Here is a 21,515-nt window from a genome sequence, read left to right as displayed (position 1 = left end):
CCTGCAGTTGGCACCCTCCGTCTTCATCGTTACGCCATTTTTTCGATATGAACCAAATGAACTCGAGTGATTTCGAAGCCCTTCTTTCGGCGCAACGCAGCGCCATGATCCGAGATGTTCCCACTTCGAACGGTGCGGCAACGGCAGAAACGCCTACGCTGACAAAAGCCGAATTGGCCGAAATGCTATTTGACCATGTCGGGTTGAATAAGCGCGAAGCCAAAGATATGGTGGAAGCGTTTTTTGAGGTCATTCGCGACGCGCTTGAAAGCGGCGACAGTGTCAAGCTATCCGGCTTTGGCAACTTTCAGCTACGCGACAAACCGCAGCGTCCCGGACGTAATCCAAAAACGGGCGAAGCTATTCCTATCGCGGCGCGTCGTGTTGTCACGTTTCATGCGAGTCAGAAGTTGAAAGCGCTGGTGGAAGCCGGTGCTGAAAACAGTTTCGGCCGCTGAAGTGACGGGCATTTATCATGCGCTGCCCGACCGCTTATTAGCGACATTAGCCCCATTCGCGACATTCACCCTATTGGTTGATTGACGATGGAAAAAGTCGTCCTGCCCCCGATTCCGGCCAAACGCTACTTCACCATCGGTGAGGTCAGCGAGTTATGCGGCGTCAAGCCGCATGTGTTGCGCTATTGGGAACAGGAATTCACGCAACTGAGGCCCGTCAAGCGGCGTGGCAATCGCCGCTATTATCAGCATCACGAAGTATTGCTGATCCGCCGCATTCGTGAATTGCTCTATGAGCAGGGTTTTACGATCAATGGCGCACGCAATCGGCTCGATTCACATGGACGTCCGAACGGTTCCGTTGATATCGAGGAGTCGCAGGAAAGTGGTGCGGTTCCCCAGGCGAATGCCGTGGTCGATGTCGATCAATTGCGCAAGGACATTTTGCAAGTGATCGATTTACTGGGTGGATGAAAAACCGCTGGAGTCCCTCATTGGAATCAAGCAGAAACAGATGCAAAAAGGCGTCGCGATTAATTAGCGACGCCTTTTTCATTTCTGATCGGACTGAGAGCGGCCGCTCGGTTTTACGAGTTTTAAGCTTCGCCCGGTGCCGTTATTTTCGAGCGTTGTCGCGTTTGAGTTCCAGGATCGGCAAATCCGGTTCTGAAAGCATTGCCTTCAGGACGTCATCCGCAAATTCCTCAACCACCGCATGCCATTCAATCGTGCCAACCGGAAAATCGCCAGGGCATTTTTTCCCTTGTGCCTTCCGGATTGCGCCGACGCTCAGACTCAACGCTCGCGCCCTCATAAAGGTCGGATCGTTTGAGTCGGCTGGTGGGTTGATTTCGTGGTCCATAGATGGGCTTTCGGCAGCGGGTGAAAAAACTTTAGGGTGAATCTGGCGAAAAGTATTTACGCGCCGGAAGTCGCCGGAACATGAGTGTACACAAGCAAAACAGGGCCGGAAGAACGCGAAACGGGGACATAACCAGTAACGAAACGGATCTCTTGATTGCTCCAATTCTCGTTCAGCGCGTGTCGTGATTCGGGGCCACGATAAGGGAGCGTAGCGGCAATGACGGGCGAAGTTCACACGCAAGCGATGCGGTTCGCCGGCGCAACCGTGTCGGGCATTGCGTCATCGAATCAAAGCCGCGCGGATCAGGCAAAAGCGTGAAGCGCAAGGTCAAATCAACCCGCGGCACAGGTTTTTAAACGGTCTCTCCACTATGCGCTGTCAAAGAAACGACCGGTTGGTTGCGGGACAATAGACGCGCGAACCGGTTCGTTCGAAGGAACAAAAAATTTTGCCTGACATGTCGATTTGCGGGCCGATCGCACGTCATGTCGACAGAGGGCGCGTGTTGCGCGCCGTCTTCCAGTTGGTTGGTCAACCCGTTACATCCAGGAGCAAAGCAATGTCGAATTCAGCTGTCAAACCGATCCCCGACGGGATGCATACGATCACGCCTCACCTGGTTTGCAAGGGCGCATCCGACGCCATCGAGTTCTATAAAAAGGCATTCAACGCGGTCGAGCAAATGCGTTTGCCCGGCCCCGACGGCACGGTCATGCACGCCATGCTGGGCATCGGCGACTCAACGCTGATGTTGGCTGAGGAATTCCCGAACTGTGGCCATAGCGGGCCGTTGACGCTGAAAGGCACGCCCGTCACGCTGCATTTGTATGTGAAGGACGTGGATTCCGCCTTCGCGCAAGCCGTTGCCGCCGGCGCGAAGGTCACCATGCCCCTAGCCGAGATGTTCTGGGGCGACCGCTATGGTCAGATCGAGGATCCGTTCGGTCATCGCTGGTCGCTCGCGACGCATACCCGCGATCTGACCCAGGATGAGATCCGGGAAGGCATGGCCAAGATGGCGCCGATGTAATTCGGCAACTTCAGTTCGAGAGGCAGCGGGGCGCCGCGTAATCACATCACTGACATCTCAGACGTGTCAGTTCGCGGCGCCATGGCGCGCTGCTGATAATTCGTTGGTGATGAACCATCGAATAAGCTCGATACCCTCAAGCCGGCAGCCGATGTTTGCCTGACCCCGAGCGGGCTGCGTCAAACGCCGGTACGATCCCTCGTGGTGAATTGGTGAAGTCCAACCGCAGCGGGCTTGCTCGCTGCATTACTGCGTGTCCATGAGGAACAAATGATTGTTGAAATGCGTATTTATCACTGCGCGCCGGGTCGTCTGCCCGCGCTGAACGACCGGTTCACGAACATTACGCTCGACTTTTTCAAGAAATACGGAATCGAACCAATCGGGTTTTGGACCACGCTGGCCGGTCCGAGCAACCACGCGCTGACCTACTTGCTGAAATGGGAAAGCCTGGCTGAGCGCGAAACCAAGTGGAATGCGTTTCAGGCCGACGCCGAGTGGATCGCGAAGCGTGCCGAAACCGAGGCGAAGCAGCCTATTGTCGAGCGGATCGAAAATCACTTTCTGTCGCCGACAGCGTATTCCGCTTTGCGTTGATGGTTTGATGCAGCGGTAAGTAGTAGATGGTGCGATACGCCCGGTCATCGGATTCGATAACCGGGCGTTTTTGTAGCCGGCCAATTGATTAATCGATCGATCGAGCCAGCTAGCGTGCCAGATGCGGCGATGTCATGCGGCGCCCACCGAACACGTGCTGTCCGCCTTCGCCGATGGTCCCCGCGAAGCCCTGCGTCGAGGCGGTGCGGGTTGCGCGATTTCCGGCAAGCATCCGTGCGCTTGAAAGTAGTCGACCAGTTCGGCCGCGGCCCGATAATCGCGCGGATTGAACCAGCCTTTCAGCGCGTCGAGAAACGCGTCGACGGCTTGATCCCCGTAATCCTTCGTGACTTCAGCAACGGCTTCGGCAAGTGCGATGTTGCGCTGTGACGCGGACAACGTACTTGCAATATGCGAAGCGCTTCTCGATACGATCATTGCCTGGGCGGGCCACAATTTGCTGTCGAATGTGACCGTAGTGTTGCGCGCCCGGCTCGCTCTGTGTGTCCGACCTTGTTGACTGGTGCTCATGTGTGTAACCCCGGTTTCAGCAGATCAGCCGGCGATGAAAATAATCCGTGGCTGTCTGCGTAGTTTTTTATATTTTGTTGAAAGCAGCGTGTCCGGATTGTGATTCTTTACTACCGTGCACAGACCGAAACCGCTAAGAATGCCGCTTCAAATAGCGATGCGCTCATCCATGGATCTATACGCAGCGGGGGCGGGATTGGATGCGTGCGGCGCAGTAAATTGCGCTTCGCGCGATCATGATTTTTCCGCCATCGGTCCCATCGAAAAATGAAATCGGCGTGGCGCGGACGCGCAAACGATTGGCAAGCCCCGGCATGTGTCTCTTAGCCTAGCGGCATCAACAAAATCGTCAGAACTTCACCTGCCGTGGCTATCGCAACGGCAGATTCGACCAGGTTCGTGGTGAGGAACGTCCACAGGCTGACATCGTCCCTGAACTGATTCCACGTTCCGAAAAAACCGAGCGACAGGATCAGCCCGAACAGCAGGCTGAATGCGATTGCCGCTGACAGCCACTTGTTGTGATCGAGACTGTCCGGTGAAAACGCGAGCGCGCTCAGGCAGAGCAATTGCGCGGCGAGAACCAGCAATACCCCGGGATGGTACTGGACGCCTTTGTACGTGAACGAACGCGACAGGCGTGAGCGTTCATATCTGTTCCCCATGGCTCGTCCTCCTTGAATCGCGAGCTTTCGACCCATTCACGGATCACTCTGTAACTGCTGCGCTGCCGCCAAGATACGCGGCGCGAACCCGGCTGTCCTGCGCCAGGTCCCGGGCCGGGCCGGCAAGCGCAATGCGGCCGCTTTCCAGCACGTAGGCCCGATGAGCGATGCGCAGTGCCTGACGCGCGTTCTGTTCGACGAGAAGGATCGATGTGCCTTCCTTGCAGATGTCGGCAATCATGCCGAAAATCACGCGAACCAGTTTCGGCGCCAGTCCCATGGACGGTTCGTCCAGCACGATTATGCGTGGCCGCAGCATCAGGGCGCGTGCAATCGCCAGCATCTGCTGTTCGCCGCCGCTGAGCGTCCCCGCCAACTGGCTGCGCCGCTCACCAAGCCGCGGAAAAGTCTGATAGACGCGCTCTATCCGCTGCGCCATCACGGCGCTGTCGCGCCGGATCAGATAGCCGCCGAGCTGCAGGTTTTCCTCGACCGTCAGCGCGCCGAACATGCGGCGGCCTTCCGGGACATGACCGAGACCCAGCGCCACGATCTGGTGAGCCCGCAGCGCGTTCAGCCGGTGCCCGGCCATCACGATCTCGCCCGCTCGCGGGCGCACGAGGCCGGAAACGGATCGTAGCGTGGTGGTCTTTCCAGCGCCGTTGCTGCCGAGCAATGCAACGATCTCACCTTCGGCCACGTCGAGGGAGATGCCATGCAGAACCTCCACGTTCCCATAGCTCACGTGCAGATCGCGGATTTCTAGGAGTCCCACAGCGATGCCTCCCCGGCGGCATCGTCGGCGGCCTCGTCTTTCCCGTCGGTGCCGAGATACGCGTCGATCACACGCGGGTTGGCCTGGATCTCCGACGGCAGGCCCTCGGCAATGATGACACCATGATCCATGACGATAATCCGATCCGACACGCCCATCACCAGCATCATGTCATGTTCGATCAGCAGCACCGTGACGCCAAGATCCCGGATACGCCGGATCAACTCCATCAGCGCATGCTTCTCGGTCGGGTTCATCCCCGCCGCCGGCTCGTCCAGCAGCAACAGCCGCGGGTTGCTGGCGAGGGCGCGGGCAATCTCCAGACGGCGTTGATCGCCATAGGGCAGGTCGGCCGCGCGTTCTCCGGCTCGAGCGCCCAGGCCGACAAAGCCGAGCCAGCTCATGCCTTCGGACGCATGGTCCGCCGCCTCGGCACGCGCGGAGGGCCACGCGACCAGCTCGGCCCAGAGCCACGTCCGAAGCCGATGATCCATGCCGATCAGCACGTTCTCGAGCGCCGTCATGTTGGCGAACAGGCGAATGCCCTGGAAGGTGCGCGCCATACCGGCATGGACGATGCGATGCGGCGCTCCGCCGACCAGTGAGGCGCCCTGCCAGAGAACCCGGCCGCCGGTCGTGCGGATCACGCCAGTCAGGCAGTTGAACACCGTTGTCTTGCCGGCGCCATTCGGACCGATCAGGCTGACAATTTCACCGCTCCGTACGGTGAAACTGACACCGCCGACTGCCTGCACACCGCCGAAGCGGCGCTGCATGTTGTTCACATCGAGCAGGATTTCACCGGTAGTGGTCTCCCGTGGCAAGGGTGTCGCGGCGGCGGCATCCTTGCGCGGGGGCGCCACGCGGCGCAGCGGCGCCGGCCACAGCCCTTGCGGCCGGAGCAGCATCAGGATCACGAGCCCGATCGCAAAAGCGAAGATGCGCCAAAGGTTGAGGAAACGCAGCATCTCGGGCAGGCCGGCGACGATGACTGCGCCCAGGATCACGCCAGGAATGCTGCCCCGGCCGCCGAGCACGACAACGATCAGGATCGTGACGGACTGCAGATAGGTGAAGCCGGTCGGGTCGATGGTCCCGAAGCGCGCCGCGAACAGGCTGCCCCCGAACCCGCCGATCAACGCGCCCATGACGTAGGCGAGCAGTTTGACGCGCAGCGTTGGCACGCCGACGGCCTCGGCCGCGTCCTCATCCTCGCGGATGCTGGTCCACGCGCGGCCGAGCCGCGACTGGCCGAGCCGGATCGCGAAGACGAGCACGAGCACGAAGAACGTGATGCCGAGTTCATAGACCGCACGCGGCGAGCTGATTTCGTAACCGAAGAGGCTTGGGCTATCGATGCCGTAGATGCCGTTCGGGCCGCCCGTGATGCGCAGGTTGGTGGCAACGATGCGCGTGATCTCGCCGAACCCCAGCGTCACGATCGCCAGATAGTCGCTTCGCAGGCGCAGGGTAGGGTATCCGATGACGATGCCCGACGCACCGGCAAACGCCAGGCTGAACGGCAGCGTTTCCCAGAACGAGAAGTGCAGGAGCGTTTCCAGGAGCGCCGTCGTGTACGCACCGATGGCAAAGAAAGCCGCATAGCCAAGATCCAGCAGCCCTGCGTAACCGACTACGATGTTCAGCCCGAGACCCAAAATGCAATAAGTGGCGATGGTCAGGCCGACATCGACGACATAGTTGCTGGCGACAACCGGCAGCGCCACTGCAGCCGCAAGCAGCGCGACGCCGGCAGGGCGGGACCAACGCGATGACGCCTGCAGTGCGCTCATGGCCTACATTCTCTCGACAACGCGTTCGCCGAACAATCCGGTCGGCTTGATCACGAGCACGGCGATCAGCACGCCGAAGACGAACACATCGGTCCATCGTGAGGAGACATAGCCGGCGCCGAAGGCTTCGAGCAAGCCGATCAGGATGCCGCCGGCCATGGCGCCCGGAATGTTGCCGATGCCGCCGAGAACCGCAGCGGTGAACGCGCGCAGCCCGAGCACGAAGCCCATGAAGAAATTGATCTGCGTGTAGTAGATTCCTTCCATGACGCCTGCCACGGCGGCCAGCGCCGATCCCAGGAAGAAGGTCAGCTGGATGAGCCGCTCCACATCGATGCCCATCAGCCGCGCCGCGTCCTGATCGATCGCGAGCGCACGCATCGCGGTGCCGACGAACGTGCGGTGGACGAAGAAATACAGCGCGATCATCAACGCAAAGCTGGCGACGATAATGCCAATTTGTGCAAACGTGACCTGCACGCCCTGGACATCGAAACCGGTGTGACTGAGCACGTGAGGGTAAGTGTTGAAACCGGCGCCATAGAGCAGCAGGACTCCGTTTTCCAGCGCCAGGGAGACGCCGAGCGCCGTGATCAGAATCGACAGCCGCGGTGCGCGCAACAGCGGCTGGTACGCAACCCGCTCGATCGCGAGGCCAAGCGCCCCTGTGACCGCCATCGAAGCCACAAGGGTGATTAGCAGCGCCAAGGCGAGCGGCACGTGCGCTGCCGCAAGCGCCGTCAACCCGGTCCAGCCGATGAACGCCCCGACCATGAACAAGTCGCCGTGGGCGAAGTTGATCAGCCGGATAATCCCGTAGACCATCGTGTAGCCGAGGGCGACGAGCGCATAGAACGAGCCGATCGTCAGCCCCTCGATCACGAACTGGAAGAAGGTGCTCATAACTTTAAGCGCGACTTTGCGCCGAGCCTACTTCATCGCCATCCAGTGTCCGCTTGCATCCTGCTTCTGGTAGGGCGCGAAGGCACCGTCGCGAACGATGATGGTGATGTACACCGCCACGCTGCGATCCCCCTTCGGGTTGAAGCCGATCGTCCCGGTCGCGCCCGCGTAGTTTGAGATCTTGTGCAAGGCAGCGGTGATCGAAGCAGGCGTCGCGGATTTCGCGTCCGCGATCGCTTTCGCCGTGACGCCGATGGCATCGTATTCATAGACTGAATACGGGCCCGGGCCTTGCCCGTAAGCCTTCGTATAGTCGTCCACATAACCATGCGCGGCGCTCAGGAACTGCGCCAGCGGCGCCGTGGTGATGATCATGTCGTTGGCTGCCGGGCCGGCTGTTTTCATCAGCGTGGGGTCATTGGTGGCGTCGCCGCCCATGAAGGTCATCTTCAGGCCCACTTGCCGCGCCTCCTTCACCAGCAGACCCGCTTCGGAGAAATAGCCGGTGTAGTAGATCACGTCCGGTTTCAATGCGGCGACACGGGTCAGCGTGGGCGAGTAGTCCATCTGGCCGGGCGTGATCGCGTCGTCGTAGACGACCTCGACGCCGCCCTTTTTCAGGGCTTCCACGGTGTTGTCGGCCAGGCCTTTGGAATAGGTCGTGTTGTCATTGATGACGGCTGCCCGCTTTGCATGCAGCGAGTTCTTCATGAAACTGGCTGCAAACGGACCCTGCTCGTCGTCGCGGCCAATTGTGCGGAACACGTTGTCGTAGCCCATTTCGGTGAGCTTGGGATTGGTCGATGCATCCAGTACGTAAGGAATGCCTGCACGATGAAAGGTCGTGAGTTCCGGTAGCGCCGCGCTGGAACAATAACCGCCGGCGACCGCTGCGACCCCGGCATCGACCAGTTTCTGCGCTGCCTGCACGGCCGTCTGCGCGTCGCAGGCGTCGTCCTCCGGCACTATTTCGATCTGCTTGCCGAGAACGCCGCCAGCCGCATTGATTTTGGCGGCGGCAAGCTTGGCGCCATTGACGATATCCGTACCGGCGTTGGCACTGCTGCCCGACAGCGGCACCGGCACGCCGATCTTGATGGTGGCGCCCTGGCTTTGTGCCAAACCGGGGGCCATGCCGGCGAGCATGGCCACAGCGGCGAGTGCCGCGATGGCCGTTTTCCGCAAGACGCGATCAGCGCCGGACGTGCCATTGTTCTGAGCAATCATGTTAGTGACTCCTTATTGTGAAAGGGATCGGGTCGATCCGCCACACGGGTTGTGGTGGCGTCAGAAAACAACTGAAAACTTACGTTCGCATGCACGTCAGGAGCTGCCGGACCGGCAGCCTGATTCTCGGGACTCATCGCCGCGCTATCATGAAAGCACTCCTTTCATGATAGGTCCCGCCGCACATTTGGACCGTATAGGGTATCTGCGTATAAACCACCCCATGCAAAAGTGTCGGTAACATCGTATTTTTCAAAGAGAAGCTAATTTTCACGAGACCGGAGTAGCGCATGAAATGCGTTGTGCTGGGGGGCGGAATCGCGGGCGTCACGGCGGCCTACTACCTTGCGAAGGAAGGCCGCGAGGTGACGGTGATCGACCGCCAGCCCGGCGTCGCGCTCGAGACCAGCTTTGCCAACGCCGGTCTGGTCGCGCCGGGGCATTCGTATACGTGGGCGTCTCCGCGTGCACCGAAAATCCTGCTGAAGTCACTTTTCGTCGACGGGCAGGCGCTGCGACTCAAGCTCAACGCGGACCCTCGCATGTGGATCTGGTGCTTCCAGTTCCTGCAAAACTGCACGGCGGAGCGCTCGCGTCAGAACACGACGCGCAAGGTAAGGCTGTGCCGCTACGCACAGAGTCAATTGCAGCAGCTCACCGCGGCCGAAGGCTTGCAGTACGACGGCATCAGCCGCGGCTTGTTGTATCTCTATCGCGACGAAGCTGCTTTTGCGCGAGGCACGCAGAACATGTCGATCCTCGCGGACAACGGCTTGCGGCTCGAAACGCTCGATGCGCAGCAGGTGGTCGCGCAGGAGCCGTCGCTTGGGCCCGCGCGTGACAAGATCGCCGGCGCGATTTATTGCCCGACCGACGAAAGCGGCGACGCGCACCTGTTCACCCGCGGCCTGAAAGCGGTGTGCGAATCCCTTGGCGTACGTTTCGAATTCAATGCGCCGATCAGCGCGATCGAGGCGTCCGGCGACCAGGTGACCGGCGTGCGTACTCCGGCGGGACTCGTGCAAGGCGACGAGTTCGTCCTCGCGCTCGGTTCCTGGTCGCCCATCGTGGCGCGTTCATTGGGCTATCGGCTACCCGTGTATCCGGTGAAGGGTTATTCGGCCACGTTTCCTATTGGGCCGAATCATCGTCCGCCGACGCTCGGCGGCGTCGATGAGAACAATCTCCTGGCATGGGCGCGTTTTGGCCAGCGGCTGCGCTTTACCGCGACTGCCGAGTTCGCCGGTTATGACACGCGCCACACGCCCGCTGACTTCACGCAGATGCTGCATGCCGCACGTGACTTGTTCCCCGATGGCGCCGACTATGACAGCCCCTCGTACTGGGCGGGCCTGCGTCCGATGACACCCGAAGGGACGCCGTTGATCGGCCGCACGCGGCACAGGAATCTGTATCTGAACACCGGCCACGGGCACATGGGGTGGACGATGTCGTGTGGCACCGCGAAACTGCTGGTCGACATCATGGCCGGTCGCCAGCCCGAACTCGACATGACAGGGATGACACTGAAATGAGTGCGACTTCATTGCAGGACGACACGTATGTGAGGCTCGACTTCGCGCTGGACGACGGCATCTGCCGGCGAGCCGCCATTGGCCTTGTGGTGCTCGCGACCGATCACACGATCGAACACGAGTGGCGCCACCTGCTGACGCAGGACGGCGTGGCGTTCTACGAAAGCCGCGTGCTGAACTCACCCGACATCACGCCCGAACGGCTGGCGGAAATGGAGGAGCGCATCGCGCCAGCGGTCGCACTGATCAGGCCCGCGGAGCGAATCGATGTCGTGGCGTTTGGATGCACGTCGGCATCAATGGTGATCGGCGAGGAAAAGGTATTCGCGCGCATCCGCGAGGCGCGTCCGGGCGTCGCGTGCACCACGCCGATTACCGCCGCGTTTGCCGCGCTACGTGCATTAGGCGTTCAGCGCGCCGGGCTGTTGACGCCCTATGTGCGCTCGATCAACGACTATATGCGCGACTACATCGAGGCACGTGGCGTCGGCGTGACGCGCATGGCGTCGTTCGAACATATGAATGACAACGAGGTGGCGCGGATAGACGCGGCCTCCCTGCGAGCCGCTGTCGAGCGCCTTGCACAGAACCCTGACGTGGACGCCGTCTTTGTGTCATGCACGAGCTTGCGCATCGCCGAGCTGATTCCGGAACTTGAGGCGAGGACGGCCAAGCCGGTGATCTCCAGCAACTTCGCGATGGCCTGGCACGCGCTGCGGCTGGCAGGCGTGGAAGACAGCGAGCCTCATCTCGGGAAGTTGTTTGCGCTGTGACACGTTGAATCACTAAGTCACGTCTGCAGGAAAGCGGAGCCCGTACTCCCTGCATATTGTGTTGAGCCAACGCGCTTCCAGTTCGACTCAGGTCACTTCTGATTCTCGGGACGGCCGGCACCGAGCGCTTCGAGCAGCGGTCGGAGGGCATCGAGTTCCGAGCCGAACCCGCTCCAGTCTCCTGCCTTCAATCTTTCGATGGCGCGGTCATAGTGTGCCAGCGCTTCGCGGGCGCGCGCGTCCGCCGTGCCCCGGGGCAATGCCGCCGGAGTGGTCTCCTTGAAGAGCGCCGCCAGGGCTTCGCCCAGGGTCTCCTCCATCACCACACGCTCACCATAGGCGGCGATCACCCGCTTCAATTCGGGCAACTGACCGGACGCCGCGCGCAAGTACAGCGGGGAGATGTAGAGGATCGAGTTCTCGATCGGCACGACCACGAGATGGCCGCGGATGACCCGCGAGCCCATCTGGTTCCACAGCGAGATCTGTTGCGATATGTCGGTATTTTGCTGGATGCGCGCCTCGATCTGGAACGGCCCATACACCAGCTTCTCCTTGGGGAAGGTGTAGACGATGAGCTTGCCGTACTCGGGCGGATCGCAACGCGCCGCCAACCAGGCGATCATGTTCTCGCGCTGGCTGGGCACCATCGGCAGCATGAGGACGAACTCGGCGCGTGGCGCCCCGGGGAGCCGCATGATCGTGTAGTAAGGCGTCATCGGCGTGGGGGCATTGCCACCGTCGATGCCGGCCAGCTCCTGCGGAAACTGCCAGAGATCCTCGCGGTTGTAGAAGACCTCCGGTGCGTCCATATGGTAGGCGCGGTAGAGCTGCGCCTGGATCAGGAACAGGTCTTCGGGGTAGCGGATATGCTGCTGCAAGTCTTTTGGCATGGCCTCCAAAGCCTTGAACAGGCCCGGGAAGATGCGCTGGTAGGTCCGCAGGATAGGATCGGCGGGATCGCTGACATAGAAGTCGACCGTGCCGTTATACGCATCGATCACCACCTTGACCGCGTTGCGGATGTAATTGCTGCCGTCGCCGATACCCGGCTGGGCGTAGGGGAACCAGCTGCTGGTGGTATAGGCGTCCTGCATCCAGAAAAGGCGCCCGTCGCTCACGACCATATAGGGGTCATGGTCGAGGCTGAGGAAGGGCGCGATCGTGCGCACGCGGTCCTGAATGTTACGGTGGAACAGGATCCGGCTCTGGTCCGTGATGTAGCCGGTCAGCAGGATGTTGGGATCGTCGAACTGCCAGGCGAAGAGGCTGCGTCGGGCCACGCTGCCGAGCGCGACACCGTCGCGCCCGCTGTAAGTTGTGTAGACGTTGTCTTTTCCCTTGGGGTAGTCGAACTCGGGCACGCTGCCCTTCACGATGACATAGTCCTGAGCGCCCCCGCCGAAATAAAGGCGCGGTTCGCGGATGGCCGGACCACCGCTCGCGACGGGCGGAATATCCTGCAGATAGAGGGAAGGTAAGCCTTCCGTGGATTTCTCGGTGACCGGCGACATCACGACGCCGTTGCCGTGGGTGAACAGGAGATGCAGGTTCACCCAGGTCTGGGCATTCGCCGGAAGCATCGCCGGCTGCAGTTCGCGCGCCGACAGCATCACCTGCCGGTAGCCGGCGTCAAGCCGGTAACGGTCGATGTCCACGGAGAGGAACTTGTAGTAAGTCCTGATCTCCTGCAACTGGGCGTACGTATCCATCAACGGCTGCACATCCCACAGGCGGATGTTGTCGATGGTCGGGCTGTTGGCCTGGAGCGAGGCGAGATTTAGCCCCTGCTCGGCCGGAAACGGTCTCACCGCGATCTGCTCGAGGCCGTAGGCCTTTCGCGTCATCGCGATATTGTGTTCGATGTACGGCGTCTCCAGTTGCAGTTCGCTCGGCTTGACATAGAAGCGCTGGAACAGCGCCGGGTAGATCACGGCAAACGCAAACGAGCTGCCGAACACAAGCAGCACCGAGGCGGCAAGAATTCGATAGCTCCGCCAGCGCATATTGGCCCACGAGGCGACGGATGCGGCAGCGGCCACGCCAACGAGCAACCACAGGACCGGTAGTTCGACGTGGACATCGGTATAACTGGCGCCGACGACGACACCGTTGTCGCCGTACAGCAGCAGGAAGCGGTCGAGCCCGTAGGACCATGCCTTCAGTACAAAGAACAAACCGAGCAGCGCCGAACCATGAACGGTGGCGGCTGCAGAGAGTCCACGCGGCAACTGCCCGGGTGTGATGTCGCCGCGCATTGCGTAGACCACGCCTGCAACGGCCGCGCTGCAGAAGAGCACCTTCAGCAGCCAATTCTTGAGCGCAATGTAGGCGGGCAGCGAGAAGAGATAGAAGCCGATGTCCTTGCCAAAGATCGGATCGCGCTCGCCGAAGGGCACCTGATGAATGAAGCGAAGCGCCATGTCCCAGCTCGAGATTTCGCCAACGGTGATGAACAAGCCCAGCACGATGGCGACGCCTGCGATGGCTGCGCGCCAACGAATGTGCGGCGCGACCCGGTCGGCCAGTTCACTGATGGCCGCCGACGGACCGAACGAATAGGCAGCTGACACCTGCGAGAGTCCGGGCTTGCTCGCGTAACGATGCGCGAGAAAACCCGACACCGCCATAGAGCCTGCCGATACGGCGAACACGGCGACAAAGAGGAGCGCCTGCGCGGAAAGAACCGTCCAGAAAACGCCGACATAGCCGATCGATGAAAACCACAGCCAGTCGACCAGGACGCCCGTGATTTGTCCGACCACGATCAGGCCAACGACGACCGCCGCAACCGTGATCGCGGTGCGTCTCAAGCGCGCGCCTGACCTCACTTGCGACCGCATACATCACACTCCTTTGCCGGCCGGTCAACCATGGCCGGCGGCGACCGCATCATTGTCATTGTCTACCGTTGATCGGCCGGGAGCGTGGTTCAGCGGGTTATCGAACCACCCCTGATAGCCCAAACGCGCAGCCGCGCAATGACGTGTGGCAGATGACGCCAGATGAATAATTGTAGGCCGGGGAACACCGCCAGGGAGGTCGCCCACGAACTACCCTGCTTCAGGGCGCCAAATGGGTGTTCAACGTCAACAATCTGTCGTCGGATATGCATTGCGGGTAAGGGGCAATCCTGAGAACGCGTCCGGCATGCCATTCATGATTCCGTGTCCTCGCCATGCCTTTTGTGCTGCGCCGCCAGACGCTCCTGCTGAGCGGGGGGCGCGGGATCGTAGTGGCTGAGCTGGATGTTGTAATTGCCATGACCGCCCGCGATAGCGTTCAGACGCGACTGATAGTCGTTGAGTTCGGACAGCGGCACTTTCCCCGTGACGACCACGGCGTTGCCGGCGGCCGTGCGTGTGCCATGGACCTGCCCACGCTTGGTGGACAGGTCGCCGATGATGTCGCCCATCGTCGCTTCCGGCGTCATCACCTCGATATCCACGATGGGCTCAAGCACGATTGGCTGGGCTTTCAGCACCGCATCGATGAAGGCCTTGCGCCCGGCGGTGACGAATGCGACTTCCTTTGAATCGACTGAATGACTCTTGCCGTCGAAGACGGTGACTCGCACGTCCTGCATCGGGAAGCCGGCGAGGGGACCGCTCGCGACGACCTGCAGGACGCCCTTTTCCACAGCCGGAATGAACTGTCCGGGGATGGCGCCGCCTTTAACGGCGTCGACGAATTCGAAACCTGCACCTCGCGGCAGCGGCTCCACGCGCAGCATCACTTCACCGAATTGTCCCGCGCCGCCGGTTTGCTTCTTGTGGCGATAATGCCCCTCAGCCCGGGCGCCGATGGTTTCCCGATAGGCGATCTTCGGCGGCCGCGTCACCACCTCGAGCTTGTACTGCTCGGACAGTCGCTCCAGCATGTGCCGCAGGTGCAACTCTCCCAAGCCGCGCACCACCGTCTCGTTAGTGCCGACCGGGTGGTCGATGCGCAGGCACGGGTCTTCCGCCGTCAACTTTTGCAGTATTTCCCAGAGACGCTGCTCGTTGCCCCGGCGCGCCGGCTCGATCGCCAGGCCATAGATGGAGGTGGGAAAGTCGAGCGGGGTCAGGTGGATGTTGCCGTCTTCGGGAGAATCATGCAGCACGGCGTCGAAACCGATTTCGTCGACCTTGGCCGTGGCGCAGATATCGCCGGGACCTGCCTGGCTGACATCAATGTGTTCCTTGCCTTGCAGCATGAACAGATGCGCGACCCTGAACGGCTGTCGAGCGTCACCAATATAGAGCTGGCTATCGCGCCTGATCGTGCCCTGATGGATGCGAAACACGGCCATCTTGCCGATGTACGGATCCATCACGATCTTGAAGGCGTGGGCCAGCACATGCTTGTCGGCAACAGGTTGCGCGCGCACGACTTCCCGGCGGCCGCCGGCATCGCGGTAAAAGAGCGGCGGGTTGCCTTCCATGGGGTTGGGCAGGAGCCGGACGAACACGTCGAGCAACTCCGCGATGCCCGCGCCGTTGGCTGCCGACGTGAAGCAGATTGGCACCAGATGACCTTCGCGCAGCGCCCGCTCGAAGGGCTCGTGCAGTTGCTCCGGACTGATGGCCTCGCCTTGCTCCAGGTAGAGCTCCATCAAGGCGGCGTCGATCTCGACCACTTGATCGACCAGCGCATTGTGCGCTGCCGCAACCGACAGGAAATCGGCGTCGCCCGCCGGGTTGAAAAAGCAATCCACCACTTGGCGGCTGCGCTGCGCCGGCAGGTTGATCGGCAGGCATGCCTTGCCGAAGGTCTCCTGAATTTGCGTCAAAAGCCCTGGAAGATCGACCTTTTCGCCATCGATGCCGTTCACGATGATCATTCTGCAGAGCTTGCGATCTTCCGCCCACGCCATCATGCGCCGGGTGGTCATTTCGATGCCCGTCTGCGCATTGATGACGATGGCGGCAGTCTCCACCGCGGGCAGGGCGCTGATCGACGGCCCGAAAAAGTCCGGATAGCCGGGTGTATCGAGCAGATAGATGCGTGTATCGCGGTAGTGCAGGTGGGCGACGGCGGAGTTCAGCGAGTGATGATATTTGCGCTCGAGCGGGTCGAAATCGCAGACCGTGGTGCCGCGCTCCACGCTGCCGGGCGCGTGGACCGCGCCACCCTGATGCAGCAGCGCTTCGATAAGCGAGGTCTTGCCGCACCCGGCATGCCCGACCAGGGCGATGGTACGGATAGCATCGGGGCTGTAGCGCATGGCCGCCCTCGTCCAGTCGTGGATGTGGGGCCATTATTGGCGAAAACCGACCCGTGTGCCATACGGGGTAATCGTCCGGTTGTCTATTTGTTCTTTCGTCGTCATGCCTGCCCAGTCAAAGCCCTGCCGTCAGCCTATTTTTCACACGCCGGCGAAAGCGAACTATCCTTAAGAATGCTTCGCAATGATTTCCTGTTTCCTTCCTTCCAAAGGAGGTGCGTCATGTCAATGTCTGCCACTCTCCAGGACTGCCTGCGCAGCAAGGGCTCCAAGTACGAAATCGTGCATCACCGGTACAGCCATTCCAGCATCGAAACCGCGTCGGCAGCGCACATTCCCGGCGACCGCCTCGCCAAGACAGTGCTTCTTGAGGACGAGCACGGCTATGTGGCGGCTGTGTTGCCATCGACTTATGCCGTGCGGCTGTCCGAGCTCTGGGCACAGACCGGACGTCACCACCTGGTGCTCGCCAAAGAGGTCGATTTACGGGAACTGTTCAAGGATTGCGACGTGGGGGCGCTTCCGCCGGTGTGTACCGCCTACGGCATGTACACCTATCTTGACGAGAGCCTCGCGAGCCAACCGGACGTCTATTTCGAAGCCGGCGATCATGAAGAGCTGATTCACATGGGCACGGATCAATTCCTGAATCTGATGGACCAGGCCGAGCGCACTCGCTTTGCCCGTCGCACGCAGGGCAGGCAAACCTGAACGGCGCCCGCCTGAAGCGGCAAGACTTGCGCAGTGCGGCATAAAGAGCGCTGCGCCACCCAACCTTTGCGCGAGGCAGGTCATGCAACGCAGCGATACGGTCCTGAAGCAGGTGATGGCAGCCTTCGAACGCGAATCACACCTCAAGCTCCACAATCATCCCATTCATATGAGTTTTGACAGCGATGCCTTGACCGTGACAGGCGAGGTGCCGGATATCGCATCCAAGAAACGCCTTCTTCAGTTGACCCAGCTGCACAGCGAGGGGACGCGTCTGGTCGATCAGCTGCGCGTCAGCGTCAACCCGCCCGTCGGGGATGGCGAGCTGCGCACTCATATCTGCGATCGGCTGTCGCAGGCGGTGGATTTCCGCAATTGCGTGATCTGTACACGCCTTAAAGGCCAGCTCGAAGTTGTGCGCGGCACCATGGACCAGGCGGGCAACGATGGCAGCGGTGTTATCGAAGTGACGGTCGAGGATGGTGTGGTGACCTTGACGGGGCAAGTGATCAGTTTGTCTCACAGGCGCCTGGCGAGCGTGACCGCCTGGTGGGTCGGCGGCTGCCGCGACGTGGTGAACTTGCTGGAGCTGGTGCCCGCCGAAGCGGACGGCGACGACGAGATTTCCGAGGCCTTGCACCTGGTGCTCGAAACCGATCAGCGAGTGCGCGCCGAGCAGATCACCATCAATGTGGAAAATCACAGGATCACGCTGGCAGGATGGGTGGCGACCGAAGCCGAAAGACGGCAGGCGGAACAGGACGCCTGGTGTCTGGATGCTATCGAGGGCGTCGTTAATCACATCCAGGTGCGGGCTTGAGCTGACTGCAGGTCTGCGTCGTAGTGCTTCTCGTAGCGCGGCAAAGCGCCTGGGGGTTACGTGCATGAGTTACGTGCATGAGTTACGTGTATGAGTTACGTGCGCTCTCTACGTACGTTCCCGGGGCGGAACCAGGCGCCAGGTCAGCAGCACCATCAGGGCAAACACCACGTATGCGAGAGTGAACACCCACGCCGACACATCGTAGTAGAGCAAACGGCTCACCCAGCGCTGCATGAAACCTTGCGTCCCGACCGAGCCATCGCGCAGCCAGTCTTCCAGTATGGTCAGGGGGCAGGCCAACCCCAACAGTGACAGGGCAGACACCAAACCGATCGCGAACAGATGAGCCAGCCTGAACGGTCGGCTGCGTACCCAATCCCAACCGAGTCCCGAGCCAATCCAGATCGCAGGAAGTCCGCCCACGATAAAGAGGGCGGTCAGCGCGTGCACGACGAGCACCGCATCGGCTAGCCAGATCATGATGTCCTCACACTTGCGCGGCTACTTTCGAGAGGTTTTTCTGCGATGTCGCGACGCCCGCCGCATTTTGGCTAAAGTTTTCGCAATTCTTGTCGTCATACAGAGCGCTACCTATTAGACCGGAGACCTCAATGAAGTCGGTAAGCGCAGAAATCGACATGGTGGAAAAGACGCTGAAAGAGCTCGTCAGGCGTCCACGCTTGATTCGCAGCAGCTACTGGGCTACGCACATAGAGTGTCTTCTGGCACGTCCGGGACTGCGGGTCCAGGACAAAGTACGGTTAGCCGCTCTGCACGATTTAATCGGCACCGTGGCGCCAACCGGTGAGATCTCCCGGGAGTTGCGAGCCGACGCCTTGACTGCGAGCTGAGCAGGGCTTGGCTGTCGGTGAATTGATCGTTCGATACCAAAACGATGGATCTCTGCGCCGACGGCTTGGCCGGCAGGGTCGTCAAGGCGTTGGACGAGCGGGAAGAAGCGTAAGAAGATTTGAGGGCGCTTCGGGGATGGAAGGTACACGCGCGGTCCCGTTTTGGGGCGCCAATCCAGTACTTGGGTACAATTGCGGCCCATGCTGCGCATCCCAATCATCCTACAAATACTATGGTGAACTTACTGACAAGACAGCCAATGCACGCTCTGATTGATGAAGAACTGGCCCACATTGAGGCGATCATTCAGCATTCACTGTCCGAAATCGAGACTAATCCTTTCCTAACCTCGCCCTACTGGCGCCGCCGGGTCGCCGATCTGCTGGACTGCATTGAAAGGTCGCCATCCCAGTTGCGGCGTGCTGACGCCCTGATGGTCGCACTTGACCAGTTCGATGAGCAGTGTGCGTTCTCGGAAAAACCGTAAAGAGTGTCCTAGAATTTATGGGTGGGAATACCCATAAATATTAAGCGGACACTGACATGCATGCCATTCCTGTTCCATACAAGGGCTGGATACTGGTGCCCCTGGCTGTCGGTTCTGCCGGATCGTTCGCTTCCATGTTGGTTCTCCGAGGACCTGACGGCCGTCACCGCGCTCTCGGTTCGCTTGGCGACTTCGCCACTGAGAAGGAAGCCTGCGAGTGTGCGATCAAATATGGCCGGACGACGGTCGACAAGCAGACCTATAAAAAGACCTGCGCGTCCCGAAAAGCGGTAGCTTGAGTGTCCTTCTCGCCCTTGTTTCATCGTGTACCCAATTTCTCTTCGGCCGCCTGCCGCGCAAGCTTGCAGACCGGCTAGCCCGTTGCAATCAATTGCGAAACGCGCGACCAGCGATCAGACGGCAGGGGTGAAAACAAGCGGTATTTGGCAGGCAGGGTAGGCGCAAGAAAAAAGGACCTAGCCCGTTAGAGCTAAGTCCTTGATTTTTCTACTGAATTACTGGTCGGGGCGAGAGGATTTGAACCTCCGACCACCTGCACCCCATGCAGGTACGCTACCAGGCTGCGCTACGCCCCGAAAGAGGAAAAGTATATCAGACACTCTTTGGTTTTAGAACCTGCAGACTCATCTTTGAAGCAAAAGCCCGTCAGTTTCACTCTTCCATCGAGCAAATGGCGTTCATTCCGCCAGCGTGCCGGATGCCGGAACAAGATCCGCGGTTCGGGCCGGCCACATGGCCAATAAACTCAATACCGCAACTCCGACTGCGTGTACTCGGACGTATGAATAGTCACCGATTGCCCGGCCGGGCTTCGGCGCTTCGCACGAAACCTCAAAGCCATCACGGCGGCAACGACGCAAGGAATCGCGTAAGACACTGCGCGCTCACCGCACGCGGACAACGACGATAGATCGATGTATCGCTCACGATCGGTGGTGGTCGCTGAAGCAAAAACGAAAGTCAGCGTGAAATCCAGCAGCATTGCCAGGCAGCAGAAGCCGATGAAGATCAGCGCGCCGTTCAGCACCGGCGCGCGACGTCCGGTGTTCAGCGTGTTGCAGACAAATACAAACGCCGCCAGCAGCACGAAATTGAGGAGCAACGGAAACCAGGGGAAATTCATCACACGCCCGCTTGGTGGTCTTGGTAGTGGAAGGAAAAGAGCCATCGATCATCGGTTCCAGAGAACCCAACGAGCGAAGTGGCGCGATCTTCACACGAGCGGCAACGTGATTTGAATACGATTTATCCTAGTTTCCGAGTCACGGGCGAAGATCCGCGCGAGCGGGCGGGGGCAACCGGACGTGGCATGGAACCATCGACGGAATCATCGGCGGCGAGCGCTTCCGAGACGAAATCGATGAACGTGCGCACCTTCGTCGTCATGTATTTGCGGCTCGTGTAGACGGCGTACACGCGCGGTGCGAACGTCGTGTAATCGGGGAAAAGTCGAGTCAATGTGCCTGACGCCAGTTCCTGCGCCACGATCCATTCGGGGAAGTAGGCGAGGCCGATGCTCGCGCGCACGAGTTGCAGCGACATGGAGCTGTCGTTGGTCTTGAGCACGGCGCTATTTTTCACCGCGAACACGCCGTCCGGACCCGAGAATTCGACGGTTTCCAAACTGACGTATGTCGGCAGCACAATCTCATGACGTTCGCTCAGTTCGCTGGGATGCTGCGGATAACCCCGCCGCTTCAAGTAGTCCGGCGAGCCCACGAGCACGAACGGTACTTTGCACAGCGGCCGCACGATCATCGTGGGGGACGGTTCAGACGTCGCCCGCAACGCCATGTCATAGCCTTCTTCCACCAGATCGACGAAGCGGTTTTCCAGTCGCAGATCGATCAGCACCTCCGGATAACGCGCCCGATACGCAACCAGGATATCGGCGAACTTCGCGGTCGCGAACCAGCCCGGCGCGGTGATCTTCAGCACGCCTCGCGGCTGATCGGTTTGCGATCCGACTGCAGCCTCAGCAGCTTGCAGGATATCCAGCGCTTCCCGGCACTGCTCGTAATAAACACTACCGGCTTCCGTCAGGCTCAGATGACGCGTCGTCCTGTTAAGCAAGCGAACACCCAGTTGCCGTTCAAGATTGGCGACGTGCTTGCTGGTCATCGCCGTGGATATATCCAGCCGCTCGGCGGCTTTGACAAAGCTGCCGGCTTCGACAACATCGCGGAACACTCGCAAACTAGTTAGTGCATCCATAAAACGGCATCCATGACACTTTCCTAACGGGAAACAAAGTGCTCAG

23 protein-coding genes and 1 tRNA gene are annotated in these 21,515 nt (G+C 60.3%); 11 read left to right on the top strand and 13 right to left on the bottom strand.

Features of this window, described 5'->3' with window-relative positions; genetic code table 11:
- The first annotated feature begins 47 nt into the window (after nucleotides 1-47).
- The gene (locus ACSOSP_RS06210) at nucleotides 48-458 is read left to right on the top strand and encodes an integration host factor subunit alpha (RefSeq protein ID WP_031359001.1); all 411 of its coding nucleotides are present in this window, start codon (nucleotides 48-50) and stop codon (nucleotides 456-458) included.
- A gap of 87 nt (nucleotides 459-545) precedes the next feature.
- Nucleotides 546-932, top strand: coding sequence for a MerR family transcriptional regulator (locus tag ACSOSP_RS06205; protein WP_455310131.1), 387 nt, complete (start codon nucleotides 546-548; stop codon nucleotides 930-932).
- Between the two features lie 142 nt (nucleotides 933-1,074).
- On the opposite strand, the gene ACSOSP_RS06200 is transcribed toward ACSOSP_RS06205, so the two are convergent.
- Nucleotides 1,075-1,320 carry a hypothetical protein gene (locus ACSOSP_RS06200; RefSeq protein WP_031358999.1) on the bottom strand — a complete coding sequence of 82 codons (246 nt, stop codon included), beginning with the start codon at nucleotides 1,318-1,320 and terminating at the stop codon, nucleotides 1,075-1,077.
- 562 nt (nucleotides 1,321-1,882) lie between these two features.
- On the opposite strand from ACSOSP_RS06200, the gene ACSOSP_RS06195 reads away from it, so the two are divergent.
- Nucleotides 1,883-2,353: a VOC family protein gene (locus ACSOSP_RS06195; protein ID WP_455310130.1), complete on the top strand. Its 471-nt coding sequence runs from the start codon at nucleotides 1,883-1,885 to the stop codon at nucleotides 2,351-2,353.
- 270 nt (nucleotides 2,354-2,623) lie between these two features.
- Entirely contained in the window at nucleotides 2,624-2,950 is a 327-nt protein-coding gene (locus ACSOSP_RS06190; RefSeq protein WP_414951389.1) for an NIPSNAP family protein, read from the top strand.
- A gap of 132 nt (nucleotides 2,951-3,082) precedes the next feature.
- Here the strand turns inward: ACSOSP_RS06190 and ACSOSP_RS06185 are convergent, their stop codons facing one another.
- The 6 genes from ACSOSP_RS06185 to ACSOSP_RS06160 form a co-directional block, all read right to left on the bottom strand.
- Nucleotides 3,083-3,481: a hypothetical protein gene (locus ACSOSP_RS06185; protein ID WP_455310129.1), complete on the bottom strand. Its 399-nt coding sequence runs from the start codon at nucleotides 3,479-3,481 to the stop codon at nucleotides 3,083-3,085.
- 323 nt (nucleotides 3,482-3,804) lie between these two features.
- Nucleotides 3,805-4,146: a hypothetical protein gene (locus ACSOSP_RS06180; RefSeq protein WP_455310128.1), complete on the bottom strand. Its 342-nt coding sequence runs from the start codon at nucleotides 4,144-4,146 to the stop codon at nucleotides 3,805-3,807.
- 43 nt (nucleotides 4,147-4,189) lie between these two features.
- Nucleotides 4,190-4,921 (bottom strand): ABC transporter ATP-binding protein, encoded by a 732-nt coding sequence (locus tag ACSOSP_RS06175; protein ID WP_455310127.1) that lies wholly within the window; start codon nucleotides 4,919-4,921, stop codon nucleotides 4,190-4,192.
- A complete protein-coding gene (locus ACSOSP_RS06170) occupies nucleotides 4,909-6,714 on the bottom strand; it encodes a branched-chain amino acid ABC transporter ATP-binding protein/permease (RefSeq protein ID WP_455310125.1) in 1,806 nt (601 codons plus the stop codon). The genes ACSOSP_RS06175 and ACSOSP_RS06170 overlap by 13 nt, the downstream gene beginning before the upstream one ends.
- 3 nt (nucleotides 6,715-6,717) lie before the next feature.
- Nucleotides 6,718-7,617 (bottom strand): branched-chain amino acid ABC transporter permease, encoded by a 900-nt coding sequence (locus ACSOSP_RS06165; protein ID WP_455310123.1) that lies wholly within the window; start codon nucleotides 7,615-7,617, stop codon nucleotides 6,718-6,720.
- A 27-nt stretch (nucleotides 7,618-7,644) separates the two neighbouring features.
- Nucleotides 7,645-8,844 (bottom strand): branched-chain amino acid ABC transporter substrate-binding protein, encoded by a 1,200-nt coding sequence (locus ACSOSP_RS06160; protein ID WP_455310121.1) that lies wholly within the window; start codon nucleotides 8,842-8,844, stop codon nucleotides 7,645-7,647.
- A 290-nt stretch (nucleotides 8,845-9,134) separates the two neighbouring features.
- Here ACSOSP_RS06160 and ACSOSP_RS06155 point away from each other — a divergent pair, with 290 nt between their 5' ends.
- Together ACSOSP_RS06155 and ACSOSP_RS06150 are read left to right on the top strand one after the other, a co-directional pair.
- The gene (locus ACSOSP_RS06155; RefSeq protein ID WP_455310119.1) at nucleotides 9,135-10,379 is read left to right on the top strand and encodes a D-amino acid dehydrogenase; all 1,245 of its coding nucleotides are present in this window, start codon (nucleotides 9,135-9,137) and stop codon (nucleotides 10,377-10,379) included.
- Nucleotides 10,376-11,152, top strand: coding sequence for a maleate cis-trans isomerase family protein (locus ACSOSP_RS06150; RefSeq protein WP_455310118.1), 777 nt, complete (start codon nucleotides 10,376-10,378; stop codon nucleotides 11,150-11,152). Before ACSOSP_RS06155 ends, ACSOSP_RS06150 begins: the two co-directional genes overlap by 4 nt.
- Nucleotides 11,153-11,244: 92 nt before the next feature.
- Here the strand turns inward: ACSOSP_RS06150 and ACSOSP_RS06145 are convergent, their stop codons facing one another.
- Together ACSOSP_RS06145 and fusA are read right to left on the bottom strand one after the other, a co-directional pair.
- Nucleotides 11,245-13,995 (bottom strand): UPF0182 family membrane protein, encoded by a 2,751-nt coding sequence (locus ACSOSP_RS06145; RefSeq protein ID WP_455310117.1) that lies wholly within the window; start codon nucleotides 13,993-13,995, stop codon nucleotides 11,245-11,247.
- A gap of 314 nt (nucleotides 13,996-14,309) precedes the next feature.
- A complete protein-coding gene (gene fusA, locus ACSOSP_RS06140) occupies nucleotides 14,310-16,361 on the bottom strand; it encodes an elongation factor G (RefSeq protein WP_455310115.1) in 2,052 nt (683 codons plus the stop codon).
- A 222-nt stretch (nucleotides 16,362-16,583) separates the two neighbouring features.
- On the opposite strand from fusA, the gene ACSOSP_RS06135 reads away from it, so the two are divergent.
- Both ACSOSP_RS06135 and ACSOSP_RS06130 read left to right on the top strand, forming a co-directional pair.
- The gene (locus ACSOSP_RS06135) at nucleotides 16,584-17,072 is read left to right on the top strand and encodes an aminoacyl-tRNA deacylase (RefSeq protein ID WP_455310114.1); all 489 of its coding nucleotides are present in this window, start codon (nucleotides 16,584-16,586) and stop codon (nucleotides 17,070-17,072) included.
- A gap of 82 nt (nucleotides 17,073-17,154) precedes the next feature.
- A complete protein-coding gene (locus ACSOSP_RS06130) occupies nucleotides 17,155-17,892 on the top strand; it encodes a BON domain-containing protein (protein ID WP_455310113.1) in 738 nt (245 codons plus the stop codon).
- A 108-nt stretch (nucleotides 17,893-18,000) separates the two neighbouring features.
- On the opposite strand, the gene ACSOSP_RS06125 is transcribed toward ACSOSP_RS06130, so the two are convergent.
- Entirely contained in the window at nucleotides 18,001-18,375 is a 375-nt protein-coding gene (locus tag ACSOSP_RS06125) for a DUF2784 domain-containing protein (protein WP_455310112.1), read from the bottom strand.
- Between the two features lie 131 nt (nucleotides 18,376-18,506).
- On the opposite strand from ACSOSP_RS06125, the gene ACSOSP_RS06120 reads away from it, so the two are divergent.
- From ACSOSP_RS06120 to ACSOSP_RS06110, 3 genes are all read left to right on the top strand, one after another.
- Nucleotides 18,507-18,746: a hypothetical protein gene (locus tag ACSOSP_RS06120; RefSeq protein ID WP_455310111.1), complete on the top strand. Its 240-nt coding sequence runs from the start codon at nucleotides 18,507-18,509 to the stop codon at nucleotides 18,744-18,746.
- Between the two features lie 260 nt (nucleotides 18,747-19,006).
- The gene (locus tag ACSOSP_RS06115; RefSeq protein WP_455310109.1) at nucleotides 19,007-19,234 is read left to right on the top strand and encodes a hypothetical protein; all 228 of its coding nucleotides are present in this window, start codon (nucleotides 19,007-19,009) and stop codon (nucleotides 19,232-19,234) included.
- Between the two features lie 56 nt (nucleotides 19,235-19,290).
- Entirely contained in the window at nucleotides 19,291-19,533 is a 243-nt protein-coding gene (locus ACSOSP_RS06110; RefSeq protein ID WP_455310107.1) for a hypothetical protein, read from the top strand.
- Between the two features lie 220 nt (nucleotides 19,534-19,753).
- Here ACSOSP_RS06110 and ACSOSP_RS06105 read toward each other — a convergent pair.
- From ACSOSP_RS06105 to ACSOSP_RS06095, 3 genes are all read right to left on the bottom strand, one after another.
- Nucleotides 19,754-19,830 (bottom strand) — tRNA-Pro (locus ACSOSP_RS06105).
- A 170-nt stretch (nucleotides 19,831-20,000) separates the two neighbouring features.
- Nucleotides 20,001-20,378, bottom strand: coding sequence for a hypothetical protein (locus ACSOSP_RS06100; protein WP_455310106.1), 378 nt, complete (start codon nucleotides 20,376-20,378; stop codon nucleotides 20,001-20,003).
- Nucleotides 20,379-20,500: 122 nt separating this feature from the next.
- Nucleotides 20,501-21,469 (bottom strand): LysR family transcriptional regulator, encoded by a 969-nt coding sequence (locus tag ACSOSP_RS06095; protein ID WP_455310105.1) that lies wholly within the window; start codon nucleotides 21,467-21,469, stop codon nucleotides 20,501-20,503.
- Nucleotides 21,470-21,515 lie beyond the last annotated feature (46 nt).

This window comes from Caballeronia sp. KNU42, assembly GCF_053760385.1.
Note: the sequence above shows the minus strand (reverse complement) of the source record. Positions and strands in the feature narration are given on the sequence as shown.

Coding starts and splice junctions, on each gene's coding strand:
- ACSOSP_RS06210 (WP_031359001.1), top strand. CDS start 48: ATGAACCAAATGAACTCGAGTGATTTCGAAGCCCTTCTTTCGGCGCAA.
- ACSOSP_RS06205 (WP_455310131.1), top strand. CDS start 546: ATGGAAAAAGTCGTCCTGCCCCCGATTCCGGCCAAACGCTACTTCACC.
- ACSOSP_RS06200 (WP_031358999.1), bottom strand. CDS start 1,320: ATGGACCACGAAATCAACCCACCAGCCGACTCAAACGATCCGACCTTT.
- ACSOSP_RS06195 (WP_455310130.1), top strand. CDS start 1,883: ATGTCGAATTCAGCTGTCAAACCGATCCCCGACGGGATGCATACGATC.
- ACSOSP_RS06190 (WP_414951389.1), top strand. CDS start 2,624: ATGATTGTTGAAATGCGTATTTATCACTGCGCGCCGGGTCGTCTGCCC.
- ACSOSP_RS06185 (WP_455310129.1), bottom strand. CDS start 3,481: ATGAGCACCAGTCAACAAGGTCGGACACACAGAGCGAGCCGGGCGCGC.
- ACSOSP_RS06180 (WP_455310128.1), bottom strand. CDS start 4,146: ATGGGGAACAGATATGAACGCTCACGCCTGTCGCGTTCGTTCACGTAC.
- ACSOSP_RS06170 (WP_455310125.1), bottom strand. CDS start 6,714: ATGAGCGCACTGCAGGCGTCATCGCGTTGGTCCCGCCCTGCCGGCGTC.
- ACSOSP_RS06165 (WP_455310123.1), bottom strand. CDS start 7,617: ATGAGCACCTTCTTCCAGTTCGTGATCGAGGGGCTGACGATCGGCTCG.
- ACSOSP_RS06160 (WP_455310121.1), bottom strand. CDS start 8,844: ATGATTGCTCAGAACAATGGCACGTCCGGCGCTGATCGCGTCTTGCGG.
- ACSOSP_RS06155 (WP_455310119.1), top strand. CDS start 9,135: ATGAAATGCGTTGTGCTGGGGGGCGGAATCGCGGGCGTCACGGCGGCC.
- ACSOSP_RS06150 (WP_455310118.1), top strand. CDS start 10,376: ATGAGTGCGACTTCATTGCAGGACGACACGTATGTGAGGCTCGACTTC.
- ACSOSP_RS06145 (WP_455310117.1), bottom strand. CDS start 13,995: ATGCGGTCGCAAGTGAGGTCAGGCGCGCGCTTGAGACGCACCGCGATC.
- fusA (WP_455310115.1), bottom strand. CDS start 16,361: ATGCGCTACAGCCCCGATGCTATCCGTACCATCGCCCTGGTCGGGCAT.
- ACSOSP_RS06135 (WP_455310114.1), top strand. CDS start 16,584: ATGTCAATGTCTGCCACTCTCCAGGACTGCCTGCGCAGCAAGGGCTCC.
- ACSOSP_RS06130 (WP_455310113.1), top strand. CDS start 17,155: ATGCAACGCAGCGATACGGTCCTGAAGCAGGTGATGGCAGCCTTCGAA.
- ACSOSP_RS06125 (WP_455310112.1), bottom strand. CDS start 18,375: ATGATCTGGCTAGCCGATGCGGTGCTCGTCGTGCACGCGCTGACCGCC.
- ACSOSP_RS06120 (WP_455310111.1), top strand. CDS start 18,507: ATGAAGTCGGTAAGCGCAGAAATCGACATGGTGGAAAAGACGCTGAAA.
- ACSOSP_RS06115 (WP_455310109.1), top strand. CDS start 19,007: ATGCACGCTCTGATTGATGAAGAACTGGCCCACATTGAGGCGATCATT.
- ACSOSP_RS06110 (WP_455310107.1), top strand. CDS start 19,291: ATGCATGCCATTCCTGTTCCATACAAGGGCTGGATACTGGTGCCCCTG.
- ACSOSP_RS06100 (WP_455310106.1), bottom strand. CDS start 20,378: ATGAATTTCCCCTGGTTTCCGTTGCTCCTCAATTTCGTGCTGCTGGCG.
- ACSOSP_RS06095 (WP_455310105.1), bottom strand. CDS start 21,469: ATGGATGCACTAACTAGTTTGCGAGTGTTCCGCGATGTTGTCGAAGCC.